17 protein-coding genes and 2 tRNA genes are annotated in these 21,302 nt (G+C 59.6%); 8 read left to right on the forward strand and 11 right to left on the reverse strand.

Annotated features, from left to right (window positions below):
* Nucleotides 1-112: 112 nt before the first annotated feature.
* The 5 genes from GPK89_RS07290 (at nt 113) to GPK89_RS07310 (ending at nt 7,998) form a co-directional block, all read left to right on the forward strand.
* Nucleotides 113-2,032: a glycoside hydrolase family 2 protein gene (locus GPK89_RS07290; protein WP_215692225.1), complete on the forward strand. Its 1,920-nt coding sequence runs from the start codon at nt 113-115 to the stop codon at nt 2,030-2,032.
* A gap of 62 nt (nt 2,033-2,094) precedes the next feature.
* A complete protein-coding gene (locus tag GPK89_RS07295) occupies nt 2,095-5,094 on the forward strand; it encodes a glycoside hydrolase family 3 N-terminal domain-containing protein (protein WP_215692226.1) in 3,000 nt (999 codons plus the stop codon).
* A gap of 72 nt (nt 5,095-5,166) precedes the next feature.
* Entirely contained in the window at nt 5,167-6,729 is a 1,563-nt protein-coding gene (locus GPK89_RS07300) for an MFS transporter (protein ID WP_215692227.1), read from the forward strand.
* A 180-nt stretch (nt 6,730-6,909) separates the two neighbouring features.
* A tRNA-Leu gene (locus GPK89_RS07305) sits at nt 6,910-6,993 on the forward strand.
* A gap of 63 nt (nt 6,994-7,056) precedes the next feature.
* Nucleotides 7,057-7,998 (forward strand): AEC family transporter, encoded by a 942-nt coding sequence (locus GPK89_RS07310; RefSeq protein ID WP_215692228.1) that lies wholly within the window; start codon nt 7,057-7,059, stop codon nt 7,996-7,998.
* A gap of 42 nt (nt 7,999-8,040) precedes the next feature.
* On the opposite strand, the gene GPK89_RS07315 is transcribed toward GPK89_RS07310, so the two are convergent.
* The 6 genes from GPK89_RS07315 to GPK89_RS07340 form a co-directional block, all read right to left on the reverse strand.
* Nucleotides 8,041-8,487: an Lrp/AsnC family transcriptional regulator gene (locus GPK89_RS07315; RefSeq protein WP_215692229.1), complete on the reverse strand. Its 447-nt coding sequence runs from the start codon at nt 8,485-8,487 to the stop codon at nt 8,041-8,043.
* A 373-nt stretch (nt 8,488-8,860) separates the two neighbouring features.
* The gene (locus GPK89_RS07320) at nt 8,861-10,216 is read right to left on the reverse strand and encodes a M23 family metallopeptidase (RefSeq protein ID WP_215692230.1); all 1,356 of its coding nucleotides are present in this window, start codon (nt 10,214-10,216) and stop codon (nt 8,861-8,863) included.
* 14 nt (nt 10,217-10,230) lie between these two features.
* Nucleotides 10,231-11,460, reverse strand: a complete 1,230-nt coding sequence (locus tag GPK89_RS07325) for a murein hydrolase activator EnvC family protein (protein ID WP_215692231.1) — start codon at nt 11,458-11,460, stop codon at nt 10,231-10,233.
* Nucleotides 11,461-11,464: 4 nt separating this feature from the next.
* Nucleotides 11,465-13,372, reverse strand: coding sequence for a M23/M56 family metallopeptidase (locus tag GPK89_RS07330; protein WP_215692232.1), 1,908 nt, complete (start codon nt 13,370-13,372; stop codon nt 11,465-11,467).
* 2 nt (nt 13,373-13,374) lie between these two features.
* Nucleotides 13,375-13,752: a BlaI/MecI/CopY family transcriptional regulator gene (locus GPK89_RS07335; RefSeq protein WP_215692233.1), complete on the reverse strand. Its 378-nt coding sequence runs from the start codon at nt 13,750-13,752 to the stop codon at nt 13,375-13,377.
* A gap of 173 nt (nt 13,753-13,925) precedes the next feature.
* Nucleotides 13,926-14,014 (reverse strand) — tRNA-Ser (locus GPK89_RS07340).
* 317 nt (nt 14,015-14,331) lie between these two features.
* Between GPK89_RS07340 and GPK89_RS07345 the strand changes: the two genes are divergently transcribed.
* A complete protein-coding gene (locus GPK89_RS07345) occupies nt 14,332-15,528 on the forward strand; it encodes a cation:proton antiporter (protein WP_215692234.1) in 1,197 nt (398 codons plus the stop codon).
* A gap of 200 nt (nt 15,529-15,728) precedes the next feature.
* Here GPK89_RS07345 and udk read toward each other — a convergent pair whose 3' ends face one another.
* From udk to GPK89_RS07360, 3 genes are read right to left on the reverse strand one after another with little or no spacing between them, the layout of a single operon-like run.
* Nucleotides 15,729-16,352 carry a uridine kinase gene (udk, locus tag GPK89_RS07350; protein WP_215692235.1) on the reverse strand — a complete coding sequence of 208 codons (624 nt, stop codon included), beginning with the start codon at nt 16,350-16,352 and terminating at the stop codon, nt 15,729-15,731.
* A 12-nt stretch (nt 16,353-16,364) separates the two neighbouring features.
* A complete protein-coding gene (locus GPK89_RS07355) occupies nt 16,365-16,844 on the reverse strand; it encodes a deoxycytidylate deaminase (protein ID WP_215692236.1) in 480 nt (159 codons plus the stop codon).
* 30 nt (nt 16,845-16,874) lie between these two features.
* Complete coding sequence (locus GPK89_RS07360) at nt 16,875-17,150, reverse strand: sporulation transcriptional regulator SpoIIID (RefSeq protein WP_215692237.1); 276 nt, start codon at nt 17,148-17,150, stop codon at nt 16,875-16,877.
* 92 nt (nt 17,151-17,242) lie between these two features.
* On the opposite strand from GPK89_RS07360, the gene GPK89_RS07365 reads away from it, so the two are divergent.
* Complete coding sequence (locus GPK89_RS07365; RefSeq protein WP_215692238.1) at nt 17,243-17,632, forward strand: MmcQ/YjbR family DNA-binding protein; 390 nt, start codon at nt 17,243-17,245, stop codon at nt 17,630-17,632.
* 39 nt (nt 17,633-17,671) lie between these two features.
* Here GPK89_RS07365 and GPK89_RS07370 read toward each other — a convergent pair whose 3' ends face one another.
* On the reverse strand, nt 17,672-19,549 hold the full coding sequence (locus GPK89_RS07370; RefSeq protein ID WP_215692239.1) for a hypothetical protein: 1,878 nt from the start codon (nt 19,547-19,549) through the stop codon (nt 17,672-17,674).
* Between the two features lie 2 nt (nt 19,550-19,551).
* Entirely contained in the window at nt 19,552-20,466 is a 915-nt protein-coding gene (locus GPK89_RS07375) for a 4Fe-4S cluster-binding domain-containing protein (RefSeq protein ID WP_215692240.1), read from the reverse strand.
* Between the two features lie 104 nt (nt 20,467-20,570).
* On the opposite strand from GPK89_RS07375, the gene deoD reads away from it, so the two are divergent.
* A complete protein-coding gene (deoD, locus tag GPK89_RS07380; protein ID WP_215692241.1) occupies nt 20,571-21,302 on the forward strand; it encodes a purine-nucleoside phosphorylase in 732 nt (243 codons plus the stop codon).

A 21,302-nucleotide genomic window follows, 5' to 3' on the forward strand; every position in this document is an offset into this window, starting at 1 on the left:
GGGCAGAAAACCGAATATCACACCAGAAATACCACTTTTCGCAAACCTATTGCGAAGAATTTAGCAGTTCGCTACAATACAAATACGATAAAAAACAACACAGGAGGGCGCAATGCGAAGCACGACCAAGCTGATGAAGAACTGGCAGTTCACCGGCCCTGACGGCAAGACCGTCGCCGTCGATCTGCCGCACACCTGGAACAACATCGATGGTCAGGACGGCGGCAATGATTATTGGCGCGGCACCTGCACCTATAAAACGCAGTTCGCGGCACCCGCCTTTGATGTTGCTGCCCAGCAGGTCTGGCTGCAATTCGAGGGTGTCAATGCCAGCGCAAGAGTTACGCTGAACGGCGTGGAGGTCGCCAGCCACAATGGCGGTTACTCCACCTTCCGTGCGGATATCACCACCGTATTGGGCGAGAACAATGAGTTGACCGTCGAGGTCGACAACAGCAAAAACGACCGCGTTTACCCCCAGAAGGCTGACTTCACCTTCTACGGCGGCATCTACCGCGATGTGACGCTGCTGGTCGTCAACAAGAACCACCTTGCGCTGGATTACCTCGGCGGCCCGGGCGTGCAGATCACCCCCACCGTCAACGGATCCAATGCCGACATCCATGTCAAGAGCTGGACCGAGGGCGACGGTGAGGTTGAGTTCACGGTTTACGAGGCTGACGGCAGCGAGGTCGTCTCCGGCAAGGGCAGCGACACCACCGTCACGATCGAGCACCCGCACCTGTGGGACGGTGTCCGTGACCCGTATCTCTACACCTGCGTGGTTCGTCTCGTGCTGAACGGCGAGGTGCAGGACGAGGTCGGCCAGCGCTTTGGCGTGCGCAGCTTCTCGGTTGACTCCAAGCAGGGCTTTTTCCTCAATGGCCGTCCGTATCCGCTGCATGGCGTCTCCCGCCATCAGGACCGCAAGGGTCTGGGCAACGCCATCACGCGGGAGATGCACGACGAGGATATGCAGTTCATCAAGGAGCTGGGGGCAAACACGATCCGTCTGGCACACTACCAGCACGACCAGTACTTCTACGACCGCTGCGATGAAGCCGGTATGGTCGTCTGGGCCGAAATCCCCTATATTTCCGAGCATATGCCCAACGGCCGCGAGAACACGATCAGCCAGATGAAGGAGCTGATCGTCCAGAACTACAACCACGCCTGCATCGTCTGCTGGGGCGTCTCCAACGAGATCACCATCAGCACTAAGGACAACCGCGATATGCGCGACAACCATCATGTGCTGAATGATCTCTGCCACGAGATGGACAAGACCCGCCTGACCACGCTGGCCTGCTATGCGATGTGCGGCCCCTTCAACCCGGTGGCCCACATCACTGACCTGGTCAGCTGGAACCTGTACCTGGGCTGGTACGTGCCGGGCCTGTTCCTGAATGATTTGTGGATGGACTTCTTCCACCTCTGCTACCCGAACCGCCCGCTAGGCTTCAGTGAGTACGGTGCCGAGGGTATGCCCAACCTGCACAGCGACCACCCGCACCGCGGCGACCACACCGAAGAGTATCAGGCCATCTACCACGAGTATATGCTGCGCTGCTTCGACCGCCACAAATGGCTGTGGGCCACCCATGTGTGGAATATGTACGATTTCGCTGCCGATGCCCGCGACCAGGGCGGCGAGCCGGGCATGAACCACAAGGGCCTGATCACCTTCGACCGCAAGACCAAGAAGGACAGCTTCTATATCTATAAGGCGTGGTGGAGCGACGAGCCGTTCGTGCACATCTGCTCCAAGCGCTTCGTGGATCGCACCCAGAGTGAGATCGAGGTCAAGGTCTACTCGAACCAGAAAAACGTGACGCTGTATGTCAACGGCGAAAAGCTGGCCGAGCAGGCAGGGAAGCACATCTTCAAGTTCCGCGTCAAGCTGAACGGTGAGACGAAGGTCCAGGCCGTGGCAGGGGACAGCATCGACGATGCCGTTTTCCGCAAGGTCGATGCCCCGAACCCGGACTACAAGCTGACTAAGAAAAAGTCCACCAGCGCAAACTGGGTGTAATTTTGGAAACACACTGCACTCCGCGGTTGTTTTATACAAAACAAGGAGAAGGAGAAAGATTTATGGCAAAGAACAAGAAGAAGGGCGGCGGCGTTGTCCTGTGGAGCGTCTTGACCGGCGTTTCTGCAGTGGCTTTCGGTGCAGCCTGTGTCGGCACCAACCTGGCCAATGCAAGTGCCCAGGCTGTCAACATCGCGCTCAAGACCTCTACCAACAAGACTGTTGGCAAGGATGACAGTGTTAAGTATTTCGAGACTGGCTTCGACTCTGTCGAGGATCTCGAAGCTCACGACAAGGAGATCGCCGAGCAGCTCACCGGCGAGGGTGCTGTCCTGTTGAAGAACAACGGTGCTCTGCCCTTGGCCGCTGGCAGCAAGATCTCTACCCTGAGCCACTCCAGCGTTGGCATCGCCACCTGCGGCACCGGCTCTGCTGACATCGACACCTCCAAGGCTCCCACCCTGAAGGAAGCCCTGGAGGCCGACGGCCTGGAAGTCAACCCCACCCTGTGGGATTTCTACCTGACCGGCGAAGGCAGCAAGTTCCCCCGCAACCCCTCCAAGGATACCGATGCTACCGGCATCAACGTCCGCTCTGACTACCATGTCAACGAAGTTCCGATGGATGTCTACACCGACGCCGTCAAGGACAGCTTTGCCTCCTATGGCGATGCTGCCATCATCACCATCACCCGCCTGGCTGGCGAGATGTATGATGTGCCCATCGATGGCTTTACCGATGGCACCGACGCTCTGCAACTGACACAGGAGGAGAAAGACCTGCTGGCTATGGCCCGCGAGAACTTCGATAAGGTCATCGTCCTGATCAACTCCACCAACGCTATGCAATGTGATTTCCTGACCGATGACAGCTACGGCGTCGACGCCGCCCTGTGGATTGGCTACACCGGCACCTGGGGCCTGAACGCCGTTGCCGACATCCTGACCGGCGAGGTCAACCCCTCCGGCCACCTGGTCGATACCTACTGCAACGACAACAGCACCGCTCCCTCTCTGGTTAACTTCTACGGCACCCAGTACGCCAACGCTACCGAGGACAACAATGCTGAGTGGTATGACTTCATGCTGGACGGCAACAAGTACTACAACGTCTACAGCGAGGGCATCTACATCGGCTACCGCTACTATGAGACCCGCTATGAGGACGCTGTCCTGGGCCAGGGCAACGCTGGCGATTACGACTACAACGCCAATGTTGCTTATCCCTTCGGCTATGGCCTGAGCTACACCACCTTCGACTGGTCCAACTTTAAGTCCAGCTATGATGCCGCTACCGACAGCTTCAATGTCAGCGTTGATGTCAAGAACACCGGCAGCGTGGCAGGCAAAGAGGTCGTGCAGGTCTACTTCCAGAGCCCCTACACCGATTACGATAAGCAGAACAAGGTCGAGAAGGCCGCTGTTGAACTGTGCGGCTTCGGTAAGACCGAGATCCTCGAGCCGGGTGCTTCCGAGACCGTTACCGTCAACGTGCCCCGCAGCGAACTGGCTGCATACGATGCCAACGGTGCCAAGACCTACATCCTGGATGCCGGTGACTACTACCTGACCGCTGCCCACGATTCTCACGATGCCATCAACAACGTGCTGGCCGCCAAGGGCTACACCGTTGAGAACGGCATGACCGCCGACGGCAACGCCGATATGGCCTGGAACTACAATGTTGCCAGCCTGGACAAGGACACCTACAGCGTTTCCGCTGTCACCGGTGAGGCCATCACCAACCAGTTCGACAATGCCGACCCCAGCTACTACGGTATGGACGGCATTAACTACCTGTCCCGCTCTGACTGGCAGGGCACCTGGCCCCAGGTCGTTACCCTGGAAGCCAACGAGGCTCTGATTGCCGACTTGAACATGACCGGCAACTATACCGCTGACCCCGATTCTGACGCTGTTATGCCCACCATGGGTGCCGACAACGGCATGACCCTGGGCATGATGATTGGCAAGAGCTACGATGACCCCGATTGGGACAAGCTGCTCGACCAGGTTACCTTTGATGAGATGGCTAAGCTGATCGGCCAGGGCTACCACAACACCGCCATGGTGCAGAGCGTTTCCAAGCCCAGCACCCTGGACGATAACGGCCCCCAGGGCTTCACCCAGTCTCTGACCGGTATCTCCACCAACCACTGCGCTTACAGCGATGAGAACATCATGGCTGCTACCTTCAACACCGAACTGATGGAAGAAGTCGGCAAGTGCATCGGCAACGATGTTATGGATCTGGGCGCTTCCGGCCTCTACGGCCCCGCCATGGATACCCACCGCAACGCTTACTGCGGCCGTAACTTTGAGTACTACTCCGAGGACGGCTTCCTCTCCGGCAAGATCGCTGCTGCTGAGATCAGCGGCATCCAATCCAAGGGCGTTTATGTTTACATGAAGCACTTCGCTCTGAACGACAGCGAGACCAAGTGCCGCTGCATCTCCACCTGGGCAAACGAGCAGTCCATCCGTGAGATCTACCTCAAGCCTTTCGAGATGTCCGTCACCGAGGGCGGCGCTAAGGCTGTTATGAACGCTTTTGCCCGTGTGGGCGCTGTCTGGTCCGGTGCTGATGCCGGCCTGATGACCAACGTTCTGCGCAATGAGTGGGGCTTCGACGGCTTCGTCCTGACCGACTTCTCCGGTAACCCGATGTTCACCGCCCGCGGCATTGCCCTGCGCACCTTCGACGCTGCTTACGGCGTACTGGCCGGTACCGACAGCTGGGACTCCTCTGACGTACAGTGGACTACCGAACTGACCACCCAGTACAAGGACTGCCCCGAGGTCGTCCAGGCCATGCGCCAGTCCACCCACCGCATCCTGTACGTCATCGCCAACTCCTGCGCGATGAACGGCTTCACCGCTGATACCAAGATCGTCAAGGTCACCCCGTGGTGGCAGACCGCCCTCATCGTCCTCGATGTTGTGCTGGCCGTTCTGACGGTCCTGTGCATCGTCATGCTGGTCAAGCGCATCAAGGCAAGCAAGGCTGCCAAGGCTGCCGCTGCCACCGAGCCCCCCGCTGACAACAACAGTACCAACCAGTAATCCCCGCAAGCTCCCCGCCGGCCCCGGCGGGGACTTTTGAGTAAATTCTCCCCCACAACAAGGAGCAACCCTATGAGCGAAAACGCAAAGGCGCAGAGTGTCAACCGCGCCAAACCTTATCAGCTGGTCTTGTTCCCGCTGAACAACGGTGCCACGAACGTGTATTACGTTCTGGTTCTGTCCTACATCGCGACCTTCGGCAGCAAGGTTCTGGCATTGTCCATGATCTTTGCCTCCGTCATGGTCACCGGTATGCGTCTGTTTGACGCTGTCACCGACCCCATCATCGGCGCACTGATGGACCGCACGAACGGCAAGTTCGGCAAGTTCCGCCCGTTCATGGTCATCGGCAACCTCATCATGGCTGCCAGCATTCTGGCGCTGTACTGTGTGACCCCGCTGATTCCCGACACGATGATGTGGGCCCGCTATGCTGCCTTTGTCGGCCTGTACGCAGTCTGGGTCATTGGCTACACCTTCCAGACCAGCTGCACCCGCTCCGGTCAGACCGTTCTGACCAACGACCCGAAGCAGCGCCCGCTGTTCACCATCTTCAACACCGTCGGTTCTCTCTTGGGCATGGGTGCGATGCAGTTCTTCGCGCCCATCCTAGCTAAGAACTACGAGGGCGGCTACGGCTCCGCCGGCTTCTTCCGTATGCTGGCTCCCGTCGGCATCGTCATTTCCATTCTGCTCACCCTGCTGGCCGTCATCGGCATCTGGGAAAAGGATCAGCCCAAGTACTTCGGCATCGGCGGCGAAAAGACCGAAAAGCTCAAGGTCTCCGAGTACGTCCAGATCATCAAGGAGAACAAGCCCATGCAGCGCCTGATGGTTGCCGGTGCGGGCTGCAAGCTGGCGCTGTCTATCGCCACCAACACAACGGTCCTGTGCATGCTGTACGGCTGTATGATGGGCAACTATGACGGGCTGTACCTGCCCATGATGGTGCTAGGTTACGTCTTTAGTGTTCCGTTCTTCCTGCTGACCGTGCGCACGAGCCAGAAAAAAGGTCAGAAAGCCAGCCTGATGCGCTATGTCAGCGTGGCGCTGGTGTGCTATGTGGGCGTGCTTGTCCTGCTGATGCTCTGGGGCAAGGGCGACGGCTTCACCCTGTCCATCATGGGTGAAAACGGTCTGGCGCTCAACCTGTACACGGTTCTGTTCATCCTGCTGTTCGGCGTCGGCTACGGTGCGTACTATGCTACGGCGGATATGCCCATCCCGATGGTCGCCGACTGCTCTGACTACGAAACGTACCAGTCCGGCAAGTACATCCCCGGCATCATGGGTACGCTGTTCAGCTTGGTGGATAAGCTCGTTTCCAGCCTGTCCGCCACCGTTGTCGGTGTGGCGGTCAGCTTCATCGGCTTGGAGAGCCTGCCGACCCAGTACGATCCGTACACCCCCGGTATGAATATGGTCGTCATCGTCCTGTTCTGTGTCATCCCGATGGTCGCTTGGGCGGCCACCCTGATCGCCATGAAGGGTTACAGCCTGACCGGCGAGAAGATGAAGGAAATCCAGGCTATCAACGCCTGCCGCCGCGACGCCGTGGCAAACGGCATGAAGCTGGAAGAGGCCATGGAGAAGTATGCCACCATCGACCAGCTCCCCGCGGAGTACCGCGCGTAACCCCTAAAACCGCTATTCTCTTTATCCTTCCATAAACGCACCGCCGCCCCGGAAGAGGAATCTCTTCCGGGGCGGCGGTATTTGTGTGTATAGTGCTGTGTATTCCGATAAAACTTTCGCAAAACGCTTGACTTTTAGGGGTGAATTGTGTTATTATATCTCTCGCAGTCACTGCAATAAGCGGAAGTGCTGGAATCGGCAGACAGGCACGTTTGAGGTGCGTGTGTCTATGACGTGTGGGTTCAAGTCCCATCTTCCGCACCAAGAGAACTCCCACAGCGTTTCGCTGTGGGAGTTCTCTTTTTCTCAAAAAGAAAGGATGTCACGATGCAAAACCTGATTTTCAGCCTGAATGCGACGCTGCCGGTGTTTCTGGTCATGGTGGCGGGGTACGCGTTGGGGCAGTGGGGTTTTCTGCCGCCGGAATTTTGCAGGGCGTCGGATAAGCTGACCTTTAAAATCACACTGCCCATCATGCTGTTTCTGGATATGGGCAGCGTTGACATCCTGCACGACTTCCAGCCGAAGTTTGTGCTGTTCTGCTTTGGCGCAACGTTCATCGGCATCCTTGTTGTGTGGGCAGGGGCAAAGCGGTTCCTCAAAGATAAATCGCTGGTGGGGGAGTTCGTGCAGGCGGGTTACCGCAGCAGTGCGGCTGTGCTGGGCGTGGCGTTCATCCAGAACATCTACGGTAACGCAGGCATGGCCCCGCTGATGATTCTGGGCAGCGTGCCGCTGTTCAACATCTTTGCGGTGCTGATTTTGATGCTGGAATCCCCGCAGCAGCGCGGTATCCCCACGCCAAAGCAGCTGCTGCGCGGCGTGGCCACCAACCCGATTTTATTGGGTATCGTGTCCGGCACGGTCTATGCGCTGCTGCCGTTCACGCTGCCCGCAGTGCTGACCAAAACGTTGAACAATATTGCCTCCGTCACTACGCCGTTGGCGCTGCTGTCCATTGGTGCCTCGTTTGAGGGGGCCAAGGCCATCAAAAAGCTGGGGCCGACGTTGGCGGCGGCCTTTATCAAGACCGTGGGGCTGGCGGCGGTATTTCTGCCCTGCGCGGTGGCGCTGGGGTTCCGCGACGAGGAACTGATTGCGCTGCTCATCATGCTGGGCAGCCCCACGACTCCCAGCGCCTATGTCATGAGCAAAAACATGGGCCACGAGGGTGTGCTGACGTCGAGCTGCATCGCCCTGACGACGCTGCTCTCGGCACTGACGCTGACCGGCTGGATATTCCTGCTGCGCAGCGGGGGATACCTGTAATATCCCAAAGGCTTCACCCCCCCCCATTGAGAAAGGCGTTTTTTATTCCTCCGGCTCCGCCACCGGCACACCGCGGTGCTCTACCGGGGTCGAGAACACGATCTGCGTGCGCGTGCGGCCAAACTGCTGCAAGTGGTTGATGAACTGGTCCAATTCCTGCGTCGTGCCGAACAAAACCTCAATCAGCATACTGTAATCGCCGGTGACGCAGTTGCACTCCACCACATGGGCGCAGCTCTCAATATAGGGGTAGAACTCCGGCTTGCGCTGGGGGTCCATGTCCAAGTTGATGAACGCCTTGACCATGTAGCCCAGCTTGGGTGCGTCCACCTGGGCCTGATAGCCGGTGATGGTGCCGGAATGCTCCAGCCGGGCAATGCGGGCCGACACCGCAGGGCTGGACAAAAATACCTGGTCAGCGATTTCTTTTAGGGGAATACGCGCGTCGTGCTGCAATATGTCAATGATCTTGCGGTCGATGTGATCCATGGTAACACCTCATTTTAGGCAAAAAGCTCCCGTTCGTGTGCGTCATTGCACCTGAACGAGAGCTTTTGTAGCTTTACTATGGAAAGAATTTTACCATATACAAAGTAAAAAGTAAAGTGTTTTGCAAAAGAATTGTAGAATTGTAGGGGCGGATGCTCGCATCCGCCCGCAGTGTTCCGGCAGGCAGCCATTTATCTTTATGGCAACACCGCATAATTCCCGCCTTACGGCTTAAGTAACGCTCCGGCGGCTGCGGCACGGCATCTGCGTTGCCAAAATGCTCGATAATACACAAAGTATTATCTGCGCTTTTGGCTTAGCAGCTGCCGCACCTCGCTCGCCGTATCGGCACTTAGAATTATACGGTATTGCCTTATATATCCGGGAACACATTTCTTGCGCTGATCAGTGCATTGTTATAATACATTTCAAAATGGCAGTGGTTGCCGGTGGCGGTGCCAGTCGCCCCCACGTAGCCGATCAGCTGGCCCTTCGTCACGGTCTGCCCGGTCTGCACCACAAAGGACGACATGTGGCCGTACAGCGTCTTGTAGCCGTTGCCGTGGTCAATCTCCACATAATAGCCCCAGCTCGCGGTAGGGTGATTGTGCCACTGGGCAGCGATGACCGTGCCCGCGTCGGCGGCGTAAATCGGCGTGCCGTAGGGCGCGGTGATGTCCACCCCGCGGTGGCCATAGGGTAGATTAGCCCACCGGCTGATGCCCGAATACCCCGGCACAGGCCAGAGAAAGCTGCCGGTGCCGAGCTTGCCGATCATGCCGCTTTTCAGCCGTGTGCCCCGGTGGATGATCTCCGGCACAGGGGCCTGCAAAAGCTGCACGTCCACGGCCTGGCAGCTGACGACCGCGCCGTCCACGGTCACAATTTCGCTTGTGACCTGCTCGCTGCCGCTCTGCCCGGCCTGTACCGTCTCGGTCTTGCCAAAATCCAGGTCAGCGTCCTCGACGGTCTGCGTCTCAAAGGGCAGCTCTTTTGTTACCGTCTCGTACCGGGTGACTTTGACCTGCAAAAGCCTGCTGTCCCGCAGGGCGTCCAGTAATGTGCCGTAGGGCGTGACGGCGACAGCAGGGTAGATGCCGTCTACCAGGCGCAGCGGGTGGACGAAGTCTGTCTGCACTCCCTCGGTCTGCCAGAGCTGGCGCACGGCGTACAGGCAGCGGCGCAGGTGGTCGCCCTCGGTGGTGATGTACCGCAGCGTGCCGTCGATGTAAACGGCGGTGCCTTCGGTGATGTCGCCGCCCGCCGCTCGCAAAATCGCGTCGGCGGTCTCGCGTTCGGTCATCGTCTGCACGCCCGCACCCCAGACAAGGGTGTACTCGGGCTGGATATCCCAATCCGCCGCGCCGCTGATGCGGGCCTGCACGTCGGCGCGGGCGGCCTCAAAGGCCTGCTCACCGGGCAGATAGCCGACGGTTTGGCCGCCAACCTCGACCCGAAGCACAAAAGGCTGTGCCAGTGTGGTGCGCACGTAGAAAACCAGCGCCGCCCCCGCCGCCAGCGGCAGCAGCAGGCCGACAAGGCGGTGCGGGTGGATGAGCGCTGCACGGAAATCTGCCGCCGCCCGCACCGGGGGCCGCAGCACCACGGCCAACAGCTGCACCAGCGCCCGGGCCAGCTCCCGCAGCCAAAATGCCGTTCCGCGCCCGACCCGCACGGCGGTGTATTCGACATGGAAGCCGACAAAATATAAAACATCCCCGAAAGTCAAAGCAGACAGCCTCCCTACAATGTCGGCACATACCCTAACGGATTCACTCTGCCGCCGTCCACCCGCAATTCCAGATGCAGGTGATACCCGCCGCCTGCGCCGTAAACATTGCCGGTATTGCCCACGTACCCCAGCAGATCACCCTTCTGCACGGTGTCACCCTGGGCTACGACGATGCTGCTCATGTGGGCGTACAGGCTGTCATAGCAATGGCCGTCGTTGGCAGTGCCGTGGCTGACCTGTACACAGTTGCCGTAACTGTTCATGGTCCGCGCGGCGCTGACAACGCCGTCGGCAATGGCGTAAATCGGTGTGCCGCCCGGCGCAGCAAAATCGGTGCCCCGGTGGGGGATACCCCAGGGGTCAGGCTCGCCGAACTGGGTCGTGATGCGCCCATAGCTGTCCAGCGGGCAGCGAAAGGCTAGGCTCGTCAGGTGTAAATCTGCCGTGGTGTAGCGCTGGCTCTGCGCCCGCACGTAGGCGTCCAGCGCGGCGGTGGCAGCCTCGTAGGCTTTTTTCGCGGCGTCGGTCACGGCGGCCTGGGCCTGGGCGGCGGCCTGCTGCGCGGTCAGGGCGCTGTTCGCGTCCAAAAGCGCCGTCTCCAACTCGCACTGCGTGGCTTGCAGCGCGGCCTGCTGGGCATCCAGCGCCGCTTTCGCGTCGGCAGCCTGTTGGGCGGCGGTCTCGGCTTCGGCGCGGGCCTGTTCAAGCGCGGCGGCCTCGGCGTCCAGCTCTGCCAGTACGGCGCTGTTTTTGGCGCTCATCTGCCGCAGCACCGTGTCAAAGGTCAGCACCTGGTACAGGCTTTTCGCCTGCGCCAACAGCCACAGCGCCCCGCCGCCGTCCAGCCGCTGCATGGCCCGCAGCTGCTCCTTGCACAAGGCGAGCCGCGCGTCATATTCAGTCTGCTTGGCAGTCAGCGACGTGCCGGCGGCTTCTGCGGCAGCCCGGCGAACATCCAATTCGGTCTGGGCGGCCTGCACGGCGGCAGTCACGTCGGTGATTTGCCCCGCCAGTTCCGCCGCCTGCCCGGTGAGCGCGGCAACCTCGTTCTCGGTCTGCGCCTGGGCGCTTTTTAGTTCGTTTAAGGCTGCCTGTTCGGCTTCATATTCCTGCCGCGCTTCGGCCTGGTTTTGCGTTAATTCGCCCTTTTTATCATCCGCATAGGCGTCAAAACCCGAAAAAAGGGTACAAAAAAGCAGCCCCGCCGCCAATACAGCGGCGGGGAAGTGCCTGTATTTCATCTTGTTACTCCGCTAATAGGGCAGTCCCGGTCAGGTCTGCGGGCGCGCCGTCCTGCCGTGCCTCAAAGTGCAGGTGAGGCCCGGTGGAATTGCCGGTGCTGCCCACATATCCCAAGACCTGGCCTTGGACCACGGACTGCCCGGCAGAAACGAGCAGGGACTTCATGTGCTGATACTCCGTTTCCAGCCCGCCGCCGTGGTCAAGCACGACATAGTTGCCCTTTTCAACATCGTAGTCGGCGGCGGTCACGATGCCACCGGCAACGGCGTAAACCTCCGCGCCTTCCTCGGCGGCAAAGTCAATGCCGGGGTGGCCGTTTTCGGGGTCATAGCCGCTGACCTGCGGCGGGGGCGCGACCGGCAGGGTAAAGAGATCCACGCCGGAAAGGGCGGCTCCATCGGCGGCAGTCACCTGGTCGGAAGCGGCACGGCGCACGGCCTCGGCCAAGATTTCATCCGCCTTTTCCTGTGTCAGTTCGGCGGCATCGCTGCCGCCGTAGGCGGTAAAATACCGCGGCTCCACCAGCGTGCCATTGACCTGCATCTCAAAATGGCAGGCGTTGCCGGTAGCATTGCCGGTGCTGCCCACGTACCCGATGACCTGACCGGCGGTCACGGTCTGCCCGACCTGCACGGCGCAGGACTGCATGTGGGCGTACAGCGTGGACCAGCGCAGACCGTTGGCGTCGGCGCCGTGGTCGATCTCGACAAAATTGCCCCAGCTGTAATGCTCCTGCGCGGCCAGCACAACACCGTCCGCGGCGGCGTAAATTTCGGTGCCTTCGGCAGCGCATAGATCGTCGCCCCGGTGGCCGTTCGTGGCAAAGCGGGAAATATATTTGTACTTGACAGGGCAGATAAAGCGCGGGCTGTTCGCAGCGTTATCCAATGTCGGCAGGGCAGCGGCAGCCACAGCGGGCACGCTGGTCGGTGCGGGTGTGGGGGTCGGCTCTGCCGTCTCGGCGGTGGCGGGCGGCGCAGCGGTGGCGGGGGCATCCTCGACCTGCGGGCGCACCATGCAGGCCGTTACGCTCAAACCCACCACGGCGGCGCAGACGGCCAATGCCCCGGCACCCAAACGGCGGTAATGCAGCAAATGGACAATGCGCTCCTTCACGCTGCCCTGGCCGAAAGCCAGGCTGCCCGGTATGCTGCGGCCCTGCACGGCAAAATGCAGAAGGCTCTCACAGTAGGCGTTGCGCTCGGGCAGGGGACGGCCCCGCACGGCGGCCTCGTCGCAGGCCGCCTCCATGTCGCGCTCAAAGGTGCAAAACGCCAGCCAGACCAGCGGGTTGAACCAGTGCAGGCAGGCCACGGCGTAGAACAGCGGCTTGGTCAGCGGGTCGCGGCGGCGGATGTGGGTCTGCTCGTGCAGCAGCACGGCCTGCCGGGCGGTTCCCTGCAAATCGTCGGGCAGGTAGACGCGCGGGCGCAGAATACCTAAGGTAAACGGCGCAGTCACGCAGGCCCCGCTGTAGCAGCCGTCCGATGTTTTGCAGGCCAGCGCCACATGGCATTTCAATTTTATGTACCCAACGATACCGCGCACGGCCAGCACCGCTACGCCAACCGCCCACACGGCGGCCAGCGCGTGCCAGGGCGTCAGCCGGGCGTACCACGGCAGCGCCGCGGCGGGCGCGGAGACAGCGGGCGGGGGCGCGACCAGCGGCAGTTCGCCTAACTCCTGCACGGTGTCAGCAGCTGCGGCCAGCTGGGTGTTCTGCGGGCGGGGCAGGGAAAGTGGGATGCCCCAGGGCAGCACGAACCGCAGCCCCACGGCAAGCCACAGCCAGCACAAAAGGCGGCTGGGCGCGTGGGCGCGGCGCAGCAGCTTACAGACGGCCCAGGCCGCCAGCGCGGCAGCGCCGCCCCGGGCGCTGAGCAGCAAAAACGCGAACACGGTACTGCGCATAACTATCCCTCCTCGCGGTGGGCGGCGTCGAGCAGTGCGCGAATCTCGGCGGCCTCGGCGTCGCTGATGGGCTGGGTGTTCAAAAAGGCAGCCACAAAGCGCGGCAGGCTGCCGCCAAAGGTCTTATCCACCACGGCGGCACTCTCGGCCTGCTGGACATCTTCATTTTTAATAAGGCTCGTCACCTGGCCGTCGGCGTTTTGCAGAACGCCCCGTTCGCAGAGCTTTTTCAGCACGGTATAGGTCGTGCTCTTTTTCCAGCCCAGCGCGTCGGCGGCCAGCGTCACCAGCTGCCCGCTGGGCAGCGGCTCATGGTCCCACACAAGGCAGGCAAAACGGTATTCACCTTCGGCAAGGCGCAGCGGTTCATGGTTTAGCATAGGAAAAGCTCCTTCCTGGTTTATTGCAATAGACCTGTCCTTGCTTATAGTCTACTACAATAGACCAAAAATGTCAATAAAAATTCCCCGCCGCAGATAGGAGGCAGGGAACTTGGGGCATAGGGGCAACAGAAAAACCGCCCTCATGAAAACTCACGAGGGCGGTTCATAAGCGGAAAGAAAGGGATTCGAACCCTTGAGGGCTTTAGGGGCCCTACACGATTTCCAGTCGTGCGCCTTAGACCAGCTCAGCCATCTTTCCACATATTCAGTTGTGCAGCGCCTGACTGCATGAGCTATTATAGCAATCGGTGCGGCAAATGTCAAGCAAAAATTGCAGAAAATTCTCGAAAATTTTCCCGATGGGCGAAATGCACGCAAAATATGCGCTCGAACTGCATATTTTGTACGTTTTATCCTCTTGCAAACCGCCGTGCAAGGTGCTAAAACTATATAGGTGTGAAACATCTTCCGGGCATTGCGCCTCCCTGCAGATCAAAAATGCGTGCATCGGGGATGTACGACTTCCCAATTTCTGTGGGTGCACGATTTCACCCGGACAAAAGGAGAGGATATTTCATGTATTCCATTTTTCGTGACCTGGCGATCATTATTCTGAGCGCCAAATTCTTTGCGCTGGTCGCCCGCAAGTGCAAGGCCCCGCAGGTCGTGGGCGAGATTATCGCCGGTCTGCTCATCGGGCCGTGCCTGCTGAACTTGGTACAGACCAGCGATTCCATTTCCATCTTCGCCGAAATCGGCGTCGTGCTGCTGATGTTCACCACCGGCCTGGGCACGAACCTGAAAGAGCTGATGCGTGCCGGCCCCATCGCTACGCTGATCGCCTGCGTGGGCGTGTTTGTGCCGCTGGTGGGCGGCACGCTGCTGTATGGCGCGTTCTACGGCTTTGCGGCAGTGGGCAGCCCGGAGTTTTACCGTGCGCTGTTCATCGGCACCATTATGACAGCCACCAGCGTTTCCATCACAGTGGCAACGCTGCAGGAGCTTGGTCATTTGAAGAGCTTCCTCGGCACGACCATCGTCAGCGCGGCGGTCATTGATGACGTCATCGGTATCATCGTATTGACCTGCGTGCTGGGTGCCAGCTCCGGCGAGGGCACCGGCATCGGCGGCGTGCTGATCCAGACTGTGCTGTTCTTCCTTGTCGCCATCGGTGTGGGCGTCATCATCCACTACGCCATGAAGTGGCTGGACGCCCGCAACCCCCACACCCAGCGCATCACCGTTGTCAGCCTGGCGTTCTGCTTCGCTATGGCCTACATTGCCGAGCAGTACTTCGGCATTGCCGATATCACCGGCGCGTACATTGCGGGCATCGTCCTGTGCACGATGAACGACGCCTCCTACGTCGAGCGCCGCGTGGACATCAGCAACTATGTCATCTTTGCACCGGTGTTCTTTGCGTCCATCGGCCTGAAAACCGATATCAGCGGTCTTACGCCGGAAATCTTCCTGTTCTGCGTCTGCTTTGTCATTGTGGCGCTGGCAACCAAGATTATCGGCTGCGGCCTGGCGGCCAAAATCTGCCGCTTTAATTGGGGCGATGCTCTCAAGGTCGGTGTCGGCATGATGACCCGCGGTGAGGTCGCGCTGATTGTTGCCCAGAAGGGCCTGGAAGTCGGAGTCGTTGACCCGGTCTACTTTACGGCGGTCATCCTGCTGATTGTTGTGTCCAGCGTCGCCACACCGCTGGCGCTGAAAGCCCTGTTTACAAAAATGCCGCCCGTCCCGCATCCGAGCCAGGCAAAGGCGTAATTCGAGTAAAAGCCTCCCCTTTGAGGACAGCCTCCCCCGATACGGGGGAGGTGGCGCATAGCGCCAGAAGGGGAGCGGCGGCCGGGAGCTGACTGTTTATGCCGCGAGGCTGCGGCCCACTCCTCACCCGCTGCGGTGGGAACTCCCATCAAAGAGGAACTAAAAAGGCAGACGCTGCTTTGCGCCTGCCTTTTCATTTTTTATTCTGCATTATGCAGATGATTGTCCACCCATTTGATCAGCAGCTCCAGTGCCACCAGGTTGTGCCCGCCCTCGGGCACAATCAAATCGGCTTTGCGCTTGCTCGGCTCGACGAACTGCTCGTGCATCGGCTTGACGGTGGTCAAATACTGGTTGACCACGCTGTCCAGCGTGCGGCCGCGCTCCTTGACGTCGCGGACGATGCGGCGCAGAATGCGCACATCGGCGTCGGTGTCCACGAACACCTTCATATCCATCAAGTCGCACAACTCGGGGGAGTCGAAGATCAAAATACCCTCGACAATGATGACCGGCGCGGGCTGCACGAGAACGACCTTGTCGCTGCGGTTGTGGATGGTGTAGTCATACACCGGCACCTGCACCGGGTGGCCAGCGCGCAGCTCCCGCAGGTGGGCGACCATCAGCGGCGTGTCAAAGCTGTCCGGGTGGTCGTAGTTCAGCTTGCAGCGCTCCTCGTAGGGGAGTTCGTCGTGGCGCTTGTAGTAACTGTCATGGTTGATGACGCTGACCTCATTCGCACCGAAATGATCCCGCAGCTTCTCGGTCAGGGTCGTCTTGCCGCTGCCGGTGCCGCCTGCAATGCCGATGATGATGGTTTTCATATCCACAGCTCCTTATACGTCCAATTTGATCTCGCGCCCGGTGGGCTCATACGCGCGGTATTTCACGCCGGTCATGTTGAACATCCGGCGGCTGGCAATACTGGCGTGCGTGTCGTGATATTTATCCGATAAATAGATCAATTCCTTGATGCCACTCTGGATGATGGCCTTGGCGCACTCGTTGCAGGGAAAGAGCGTCACATACATCCGCGAACCGCGCAAATCGTGGTTGGGACTGTTCAAAATTGCGTTCAGCTCCGAGTGGCAGACATACATATATTTTGTGTCCAGATCCTCGCCCTCGCGCTCCCACGGCATATCGTCGTCGCTGCAGCCGATGGGCATACCGTTGTAGCCCAAAGACAAAATCTTATTCTCGGGGCTGACGATACAAGCGCCGACCTGGCTGTTGTTGTCCTTCGACCGCATGGCCGAAAGCATGGCAATGCCCATAAAATATTCGTCCCAGCTGATGTAATCCTGCCGTTTCATAGGTACACCGTCCTTTTGGCTTTTTCTTTATTATACTGTGCCGTGCGGCGCGGTGCAAGATGGTTCGCGCAAATATTTCCGCCGCGTGGCCTCGCCGCCGCGCAGGTGACGCTCGGCTTTGTTTTTCTGCACGACGGCCTGCACCTCGGCCCACAAGCCGGGGTTCTGGCGGCGCAGCCGATGCTGGTCCTTCCAGATCGTGGATTTGCTCACGCCGAACACGGCTGCCGCCGCCCGCACGGTTGCGCCGCTCTCCACAATATACCGTCCCACCGCGGCCGCGCGCTCCTCAAGGTCGCCCTTCATAGCCTGACCTCCTCACATAGGAATTTCTGTCAAATCCTATGTGAAAGAGGGGCGGAGTATGCTATACTGTTTTTACAAAGGAGGGAAACCCTATGACATTTGAGCGTTACCTGGAATTGGATACCCTGCTGCTGGCAAATCCCGGCGCAGTGCGGGATTATAAACCCGAGTGGGGCTGGGATCGCTATATGGTGGGCGGCAAAATGTTCGCCGCACTGCTGACTACGGCAGGCGACTGTGCCCCGGAATACCAAAACCATCCGATGCTGACGGTGAAAGTCGCACCGGAGGAGGGAAACTTCCTGCAGCGACAGTACCCGGATATCCTGCCTGGGTATTACATGAACAAGCGGCACTGGATCAGCGTGCGGCTGGATGGGGCCGTGCCGCAGGAAGAGGTCATGCGCCTGTGCAAAAGCGGGTATGCACTGATTTTTGCCAAGCTGACAAAGAAAATGCAGAAAGAAATTTTTGGGGAATAGGCAAGGCCTGCGCAGGAAAACATCCGGCGCGGATCTTGTTTATACAATTTTATACACGCGGCATCCGTCATTTTCGTACCAGATGGGATACTGCGCGGCGTACCAACTCTCGTCTGCATCGGCAAATTTGCCGTAGACGGAGGAATCAAACAGCACATACCCCACATCCCACGCCGCCAGTGTGCCCTCGTTGGGATGCTCGTACAGCGCTGCCATGGCGCTGTACTCGTCGGCGTAATCCATGCCGTGGTAATAGACATAACTGCCCGACCCGCAGAGTATCCGCCGCCCGGCCAGCGCAAATACCGGCGTGACATGGCTGTCGCTTGTCAAAAACAGCGCGTCGCTCTCGGCGTTCGCATCAATATAGTCGGCCAGTGCAATGTCATTCGCGCTCCAATGCTGGTAGTCGCTGAAAATCTCCCGCCCGACGGTCAGCACACTGCCGAACATGGCTGCAAAACAGCACGCCGCCAGCCCCAACGCCCGCCAGGGCAGGGCACGAACCTTGGCAAACAAATCGACCAACAGCTGCGCCGCTAAAATGCACCCCAGCATATGCCAGACGTAAAGCAGTTTGTTATTGTCGTAATTGTTGGGCTGGAACACAACAAACTCCGCCAGCGCCAAAATTGCCAGCCCGCCGCCGTAGAGCCACCGCTGTTTGGGCTTGGCGTGGATAAACGCCGGAACCAGCAGCAGATACACAAGCCCGATATTTTTGATGTAAAACCAGAAATAATTGTCCTTCAGCGTGCCGTCGTCCTGGCCGTTGATCCAGTTAAAGTGCAGCCGCAGCATGTGCTGACCGTCCAGGCTTTGGGCCAGCACGGTGGGCAGCATCTGCGCCAGCCACGCTGCGCCGCACACCGCCGCCAGCCCCAGCCATGGCAAAAGCGTCTCCCGCCGTGCGCCCTGCGCCAGAGTGTATACGCCGCCCACAAGGCACAAAAACACTAGCGCCAGCGCACTGTGGGTATGCAAAAGCGGCAGGGGCAGCGCCAGCAGGGCCAGCCACGGCCAAAGGCGGCGCTTGCCCTCATAGCAGAACCGCCACAGCAGGTACACGGCGGGAAAGAGCACGCACCAGCCGAACAGCGTTGCCCGCTGGGGGATGAGCAGATCGACGATGGGGTTGACCCACTCGATGTTTTGCTCCACAAAATTCGTCGGTGTGGTGTAGAACCCGGTGAAGATGCCCGCAAACTTTTCAGCACTGCCGAGAAAATACACAAAGCCGAACCCGCTGCCCATAAAGAACAGGTAAAACGCAAGGCTCGCCTTGGCGGCGCTGTCCGTCATCCGGTGGGCTAGCTGCCAGAACATACCGTACACCGACAAAAATGCGGGCAGCATCGGCAGAAGATATGCCGTGCGCAGGTCCGCCCCCAGCACCAAAAATACGCTGGAGACAGTCTCGCACAAGAACGGATACCCGAACCGGTGCTCGCCGCCCAATAGGGGATAGCACGGTAAAAATTCACCACTCTGCGCGATATATTTAATGAACCCCAGGTGCATTGGCATATCGCCGTAGCAACTCTGCCCGGTGTGGTACGCGCCGTTTACCATGTGCAGCACATGGGTGTGCAGCAGGTACAGCGTGATGAGCGCGACCGGCAGGATGCAGGCCCACAGTGCGCCGCAATCGGCGTCTTTTGCCATGCCGCGCAGCCGCACACCCCGGTGCAGCAGCACGCCGCCCAGAACGCCTGCGGCTGCAGCCGCCAGCAGAACGGCGGGCAGCGTGAAGCCCAGCGCCAGCGCAAGCACCGCAGGCAGCACCGCCAGCAGCGACACGCCAAACCCGCAGCCCAGCGGCAGAATAACGGCAGCGCTCCCATCCGGCACCGCCCGGCGGGCCAAGAGCAGGCCAACATATATGAATAAAGCAAGATAGAGAATCGAAAGCAGCATCTTTACACTCCTTCCAAATCAAACGGCGGCGTGTATTCCTCGCGGGCGCTGCTTTTTTCCTGCATATAGCCGTCGGTCAGGCCCAGGCGCACGGCCTCGTCAATGACCTGCCGGTACTCATAGGTCGTGATGCGCCGCCCTAAACCGTGCTCGGCCGCCTTATAAAAAGGGGTAAACTGGCTCATCAAACTCGGGATAAATGCGACGCCCGTTTCCGCCCGCAGTGCGGCCAGCCGCTGCAAAACGGCCTTGCTGTCCGCCGCATGGCCGGGCAGCGCCAGATGCCGCACAATGACACCCTTCTGTAAATAGCCGTCCGCATCGTACACCGGCGCACCGGTCTGCAAAAGCATCTGGCGAAGGGCGGCGTCGGCCACGGCAGGGTAGTTCTGCGCGGCGGAAAGCTCGGCAGCCAGCGCACCGTCCGCATACTTGTAGTCCGCCAGCCAGATATCCACATACCCGGCCAGCGCCTTGACGGCCTCCACCGTTTCATACCCGCCGGTGTTGTAAACGACTGGCAGGCAGAATCCGGCGGTCCTTGCCTGATCCAGCGCCGCTGTGACCCAGGGCAGGTATTGCGATGCCGTGACGAGGTTCAGATTTTTCGCCCCGCTGTTTTGCAGATTCATAAAAATCTCGGCCAGCCGCTCTACGGAAATCGCTTTGCCAACCTCACCCTGGCTGATGGGGTAGTTCTGGCAGTAGCAGCACCGCAGCGTACACCCGCTGAAAAACACCGTGCCGCTGCCGGTTTCGGCGCTGGGGTCGCCGCTTAAACACGGCTCTTCCCAGTGGTGCAGGGCGGCGCGGGCTACCCGCAGGGTATCGTCGGCCCCGCAAAGGCCCCGCTGCCCGGCGGCGCGGTCGGCCCCGCAGGCCCGGGGGCAAAGGGTGCAATGGTGCGGCAGCTGCATAAGAATCCCTCTTTCACAAAAATCTTTCATTTAATTTTACCACAAACTGCGAAAGTGTGGTATACTATACCTACAAATAACCTAAAATAAAGGAGTGTGCTCTTATGTCTACCCCTCATAACCGCGCCGAAAAGGGCGATTTTGCCAAGACCGTGCTGATGCCCGGCGACCCGCTGCGCGCTAAATTCATTGCCGAGACTTTCCTCGAAAACCCGCGCGTCGTCACCGATGTGCGCGGTATGCTCGGCTATACCGGCACCTACCAGGGCCGCCCCATCAGCGTGATGGGCAGCGGTATGGGTATGCCGTCCATCGGTATTTATTCTTATGAGCTGTTCAGCCAGTACGGCGTTGAGAACATCATCCGCATCGGTTCCGCAGGCTCTTACACCGACAAGGCCAAGCTGTTTGACGTTGTGCTGGCTACCGGTGCTTACTCCGAGAGCAACTACGCCGTGACCCAGAGCGGCGACACCGACGATATCCAGACCCCCAGCGCCGAGCTGAACGACGCCCTGCGTGCCAGCGCCAAGGCTGCGAACATCCCTCTCATCGAGGGCAACATCCATTCTTCCGACGTGTTCTACCGCCAGCCCAGCGACGCCAAGCCCACCTACTGGGAAAAACTGCGCGACGAAAAGGGCTGCCTGGCCGTTGAGATGGAAAGCTTCGCGCTGTTCCACAACGCGAAGGTGCTGGGCAAGCGCGCCGCCTGCCTGCTGACCATCTCCGACAGCTTTGTCTCGCCGGAGATCACCACCGCCGAACAGCGCCAAACCAGCTTTACCGCCATGATGAAGGTCGCGCTGGGCGTGGACGCCTTTTTGGAGAAGTAA

It is taken from the genome of Gemmiger formicilis, from assembly GCF_018784445.1.
GTDB lineage: Bacteria > Bacillota > Clostridia > Oscillospirales > Ruminococcaceae > Gemmiger.

Excerpts from the sequence above, each read along its gene's own strand:
- deoD (WP_215692241.1), top strand. The coding sequence starts at position 20,571 with ATGTCTACCCCTCATAACCGCGCCGAAAAGGGCGATTTTGCCAAGACC.
- GPK89_RS07330 (WP_215692232.1), bottom strand. The coding sequence starts at position 13,372 with ATGCGCAGTACCGTGTTCGCGTTTTTGCTGCTCAGCGCCCGGGGCGGC.
- GPK89_RS07355 (WP_215692236.1), bottom strand. The coding sequence starts at position 16,844 with ATGAAACGGCAGGATTACATCAGCTGGGACGAATATTTTATGGGCATT.
- GPK89_RS07375 (WP_215692240.1), bottom strand. The coding sequence starts at position 20,466 with ATGCAGCTGCCGCACCATTGCACCCTTTGCCCCCGGGCCTGCGGGGCC.
- GPK89_RS07335 (WP_215692233.1), bottom strand. The coding sequence starts at position 13,752 with ATGCTAAACCATGAACCGCTGCGCCTTGCCGAAGGTGAATACCGTTTT.
- GPK89_RS07310 (WP_215692228.1), top strand. The coding sequence starts at position 7,057 with ATGCAAAACCTGATTTTCAGCCTGAATGCGACGCTGCCGGTGTTTCTG.
- GPK89_RS07315 (WP_215692229.1), bottom strand. The coding sequence starts at position 8,487 with ATGGATCACATCGACCGCAAGATCATTGACATATTGCAGCACGACGCG.
- GPK89_RS07290 (WP_215692225.1), top strand. The coding sequence starts at position 113 with ATGCGAAGCACGACCAAGCTGATGAAGAACTGGCAGTTCACCGGCCCT.
- GPK89_RS07295 (WP_215692226.1), top strand. The coding sequence starts at position 2,095 with ATGGCAAAGAACAAGAAGAAGGGCGGCGGCGTTGTCCTGTGGAGCGTC.
- GPK89_RS07345 (WP_215692234.1), top strand. The coding sequence starts at position 14,332 with ATGTATTCCATTTTTCGTGACCTGGCGATCATTATTCTGAGCGCCAAA.
- GPK89_RS07360 (WP_215692237.1), bottom strand. The coding sequence starts at position 17,150 with ATGAAGGGCGACCTTGAGGAGCGCGCGGCCGCGGTGGGACGGTATATT.
- GPK89_RS07300 (WP_215692227.1), top strand. The coding sequence starts at position 5,167 with ATGAGCGAAAACGCAAAGGCGCAGAGTGTCAACCGCGCCAAACCTTAT.
- GPK89_RS07370 (WP_215692239.1), bottom strand. The coding sequence starts at position 19,549 with ATGCTGCTTTCGATTCTCTATCTTGCTTTATTCATATATGTTGGCCTG.
- GPK89_RS07325 (WP_215692231.1), bottom strand. The coding sequence starts at position 11,460 with ATGAAATACAGGCACTTCCCCGCCGCTGTATTGGCGGCGGGGCTGCTT.
- udk (WP_215692235.1), bottom strand. The coding sequence starts at position 16,352 with ATGAAAACCATCATCATCGGCATTGCAGGCGGCACCGGCAGCGGCAAG.
- GPK89_RS07365 (WP_215692238.1), top strand. The coding sequence starts at position 17,243 with ATGACATTTGAGCGTTACCTGGAATTGGATACCCTGCTGCTGGCAAAT.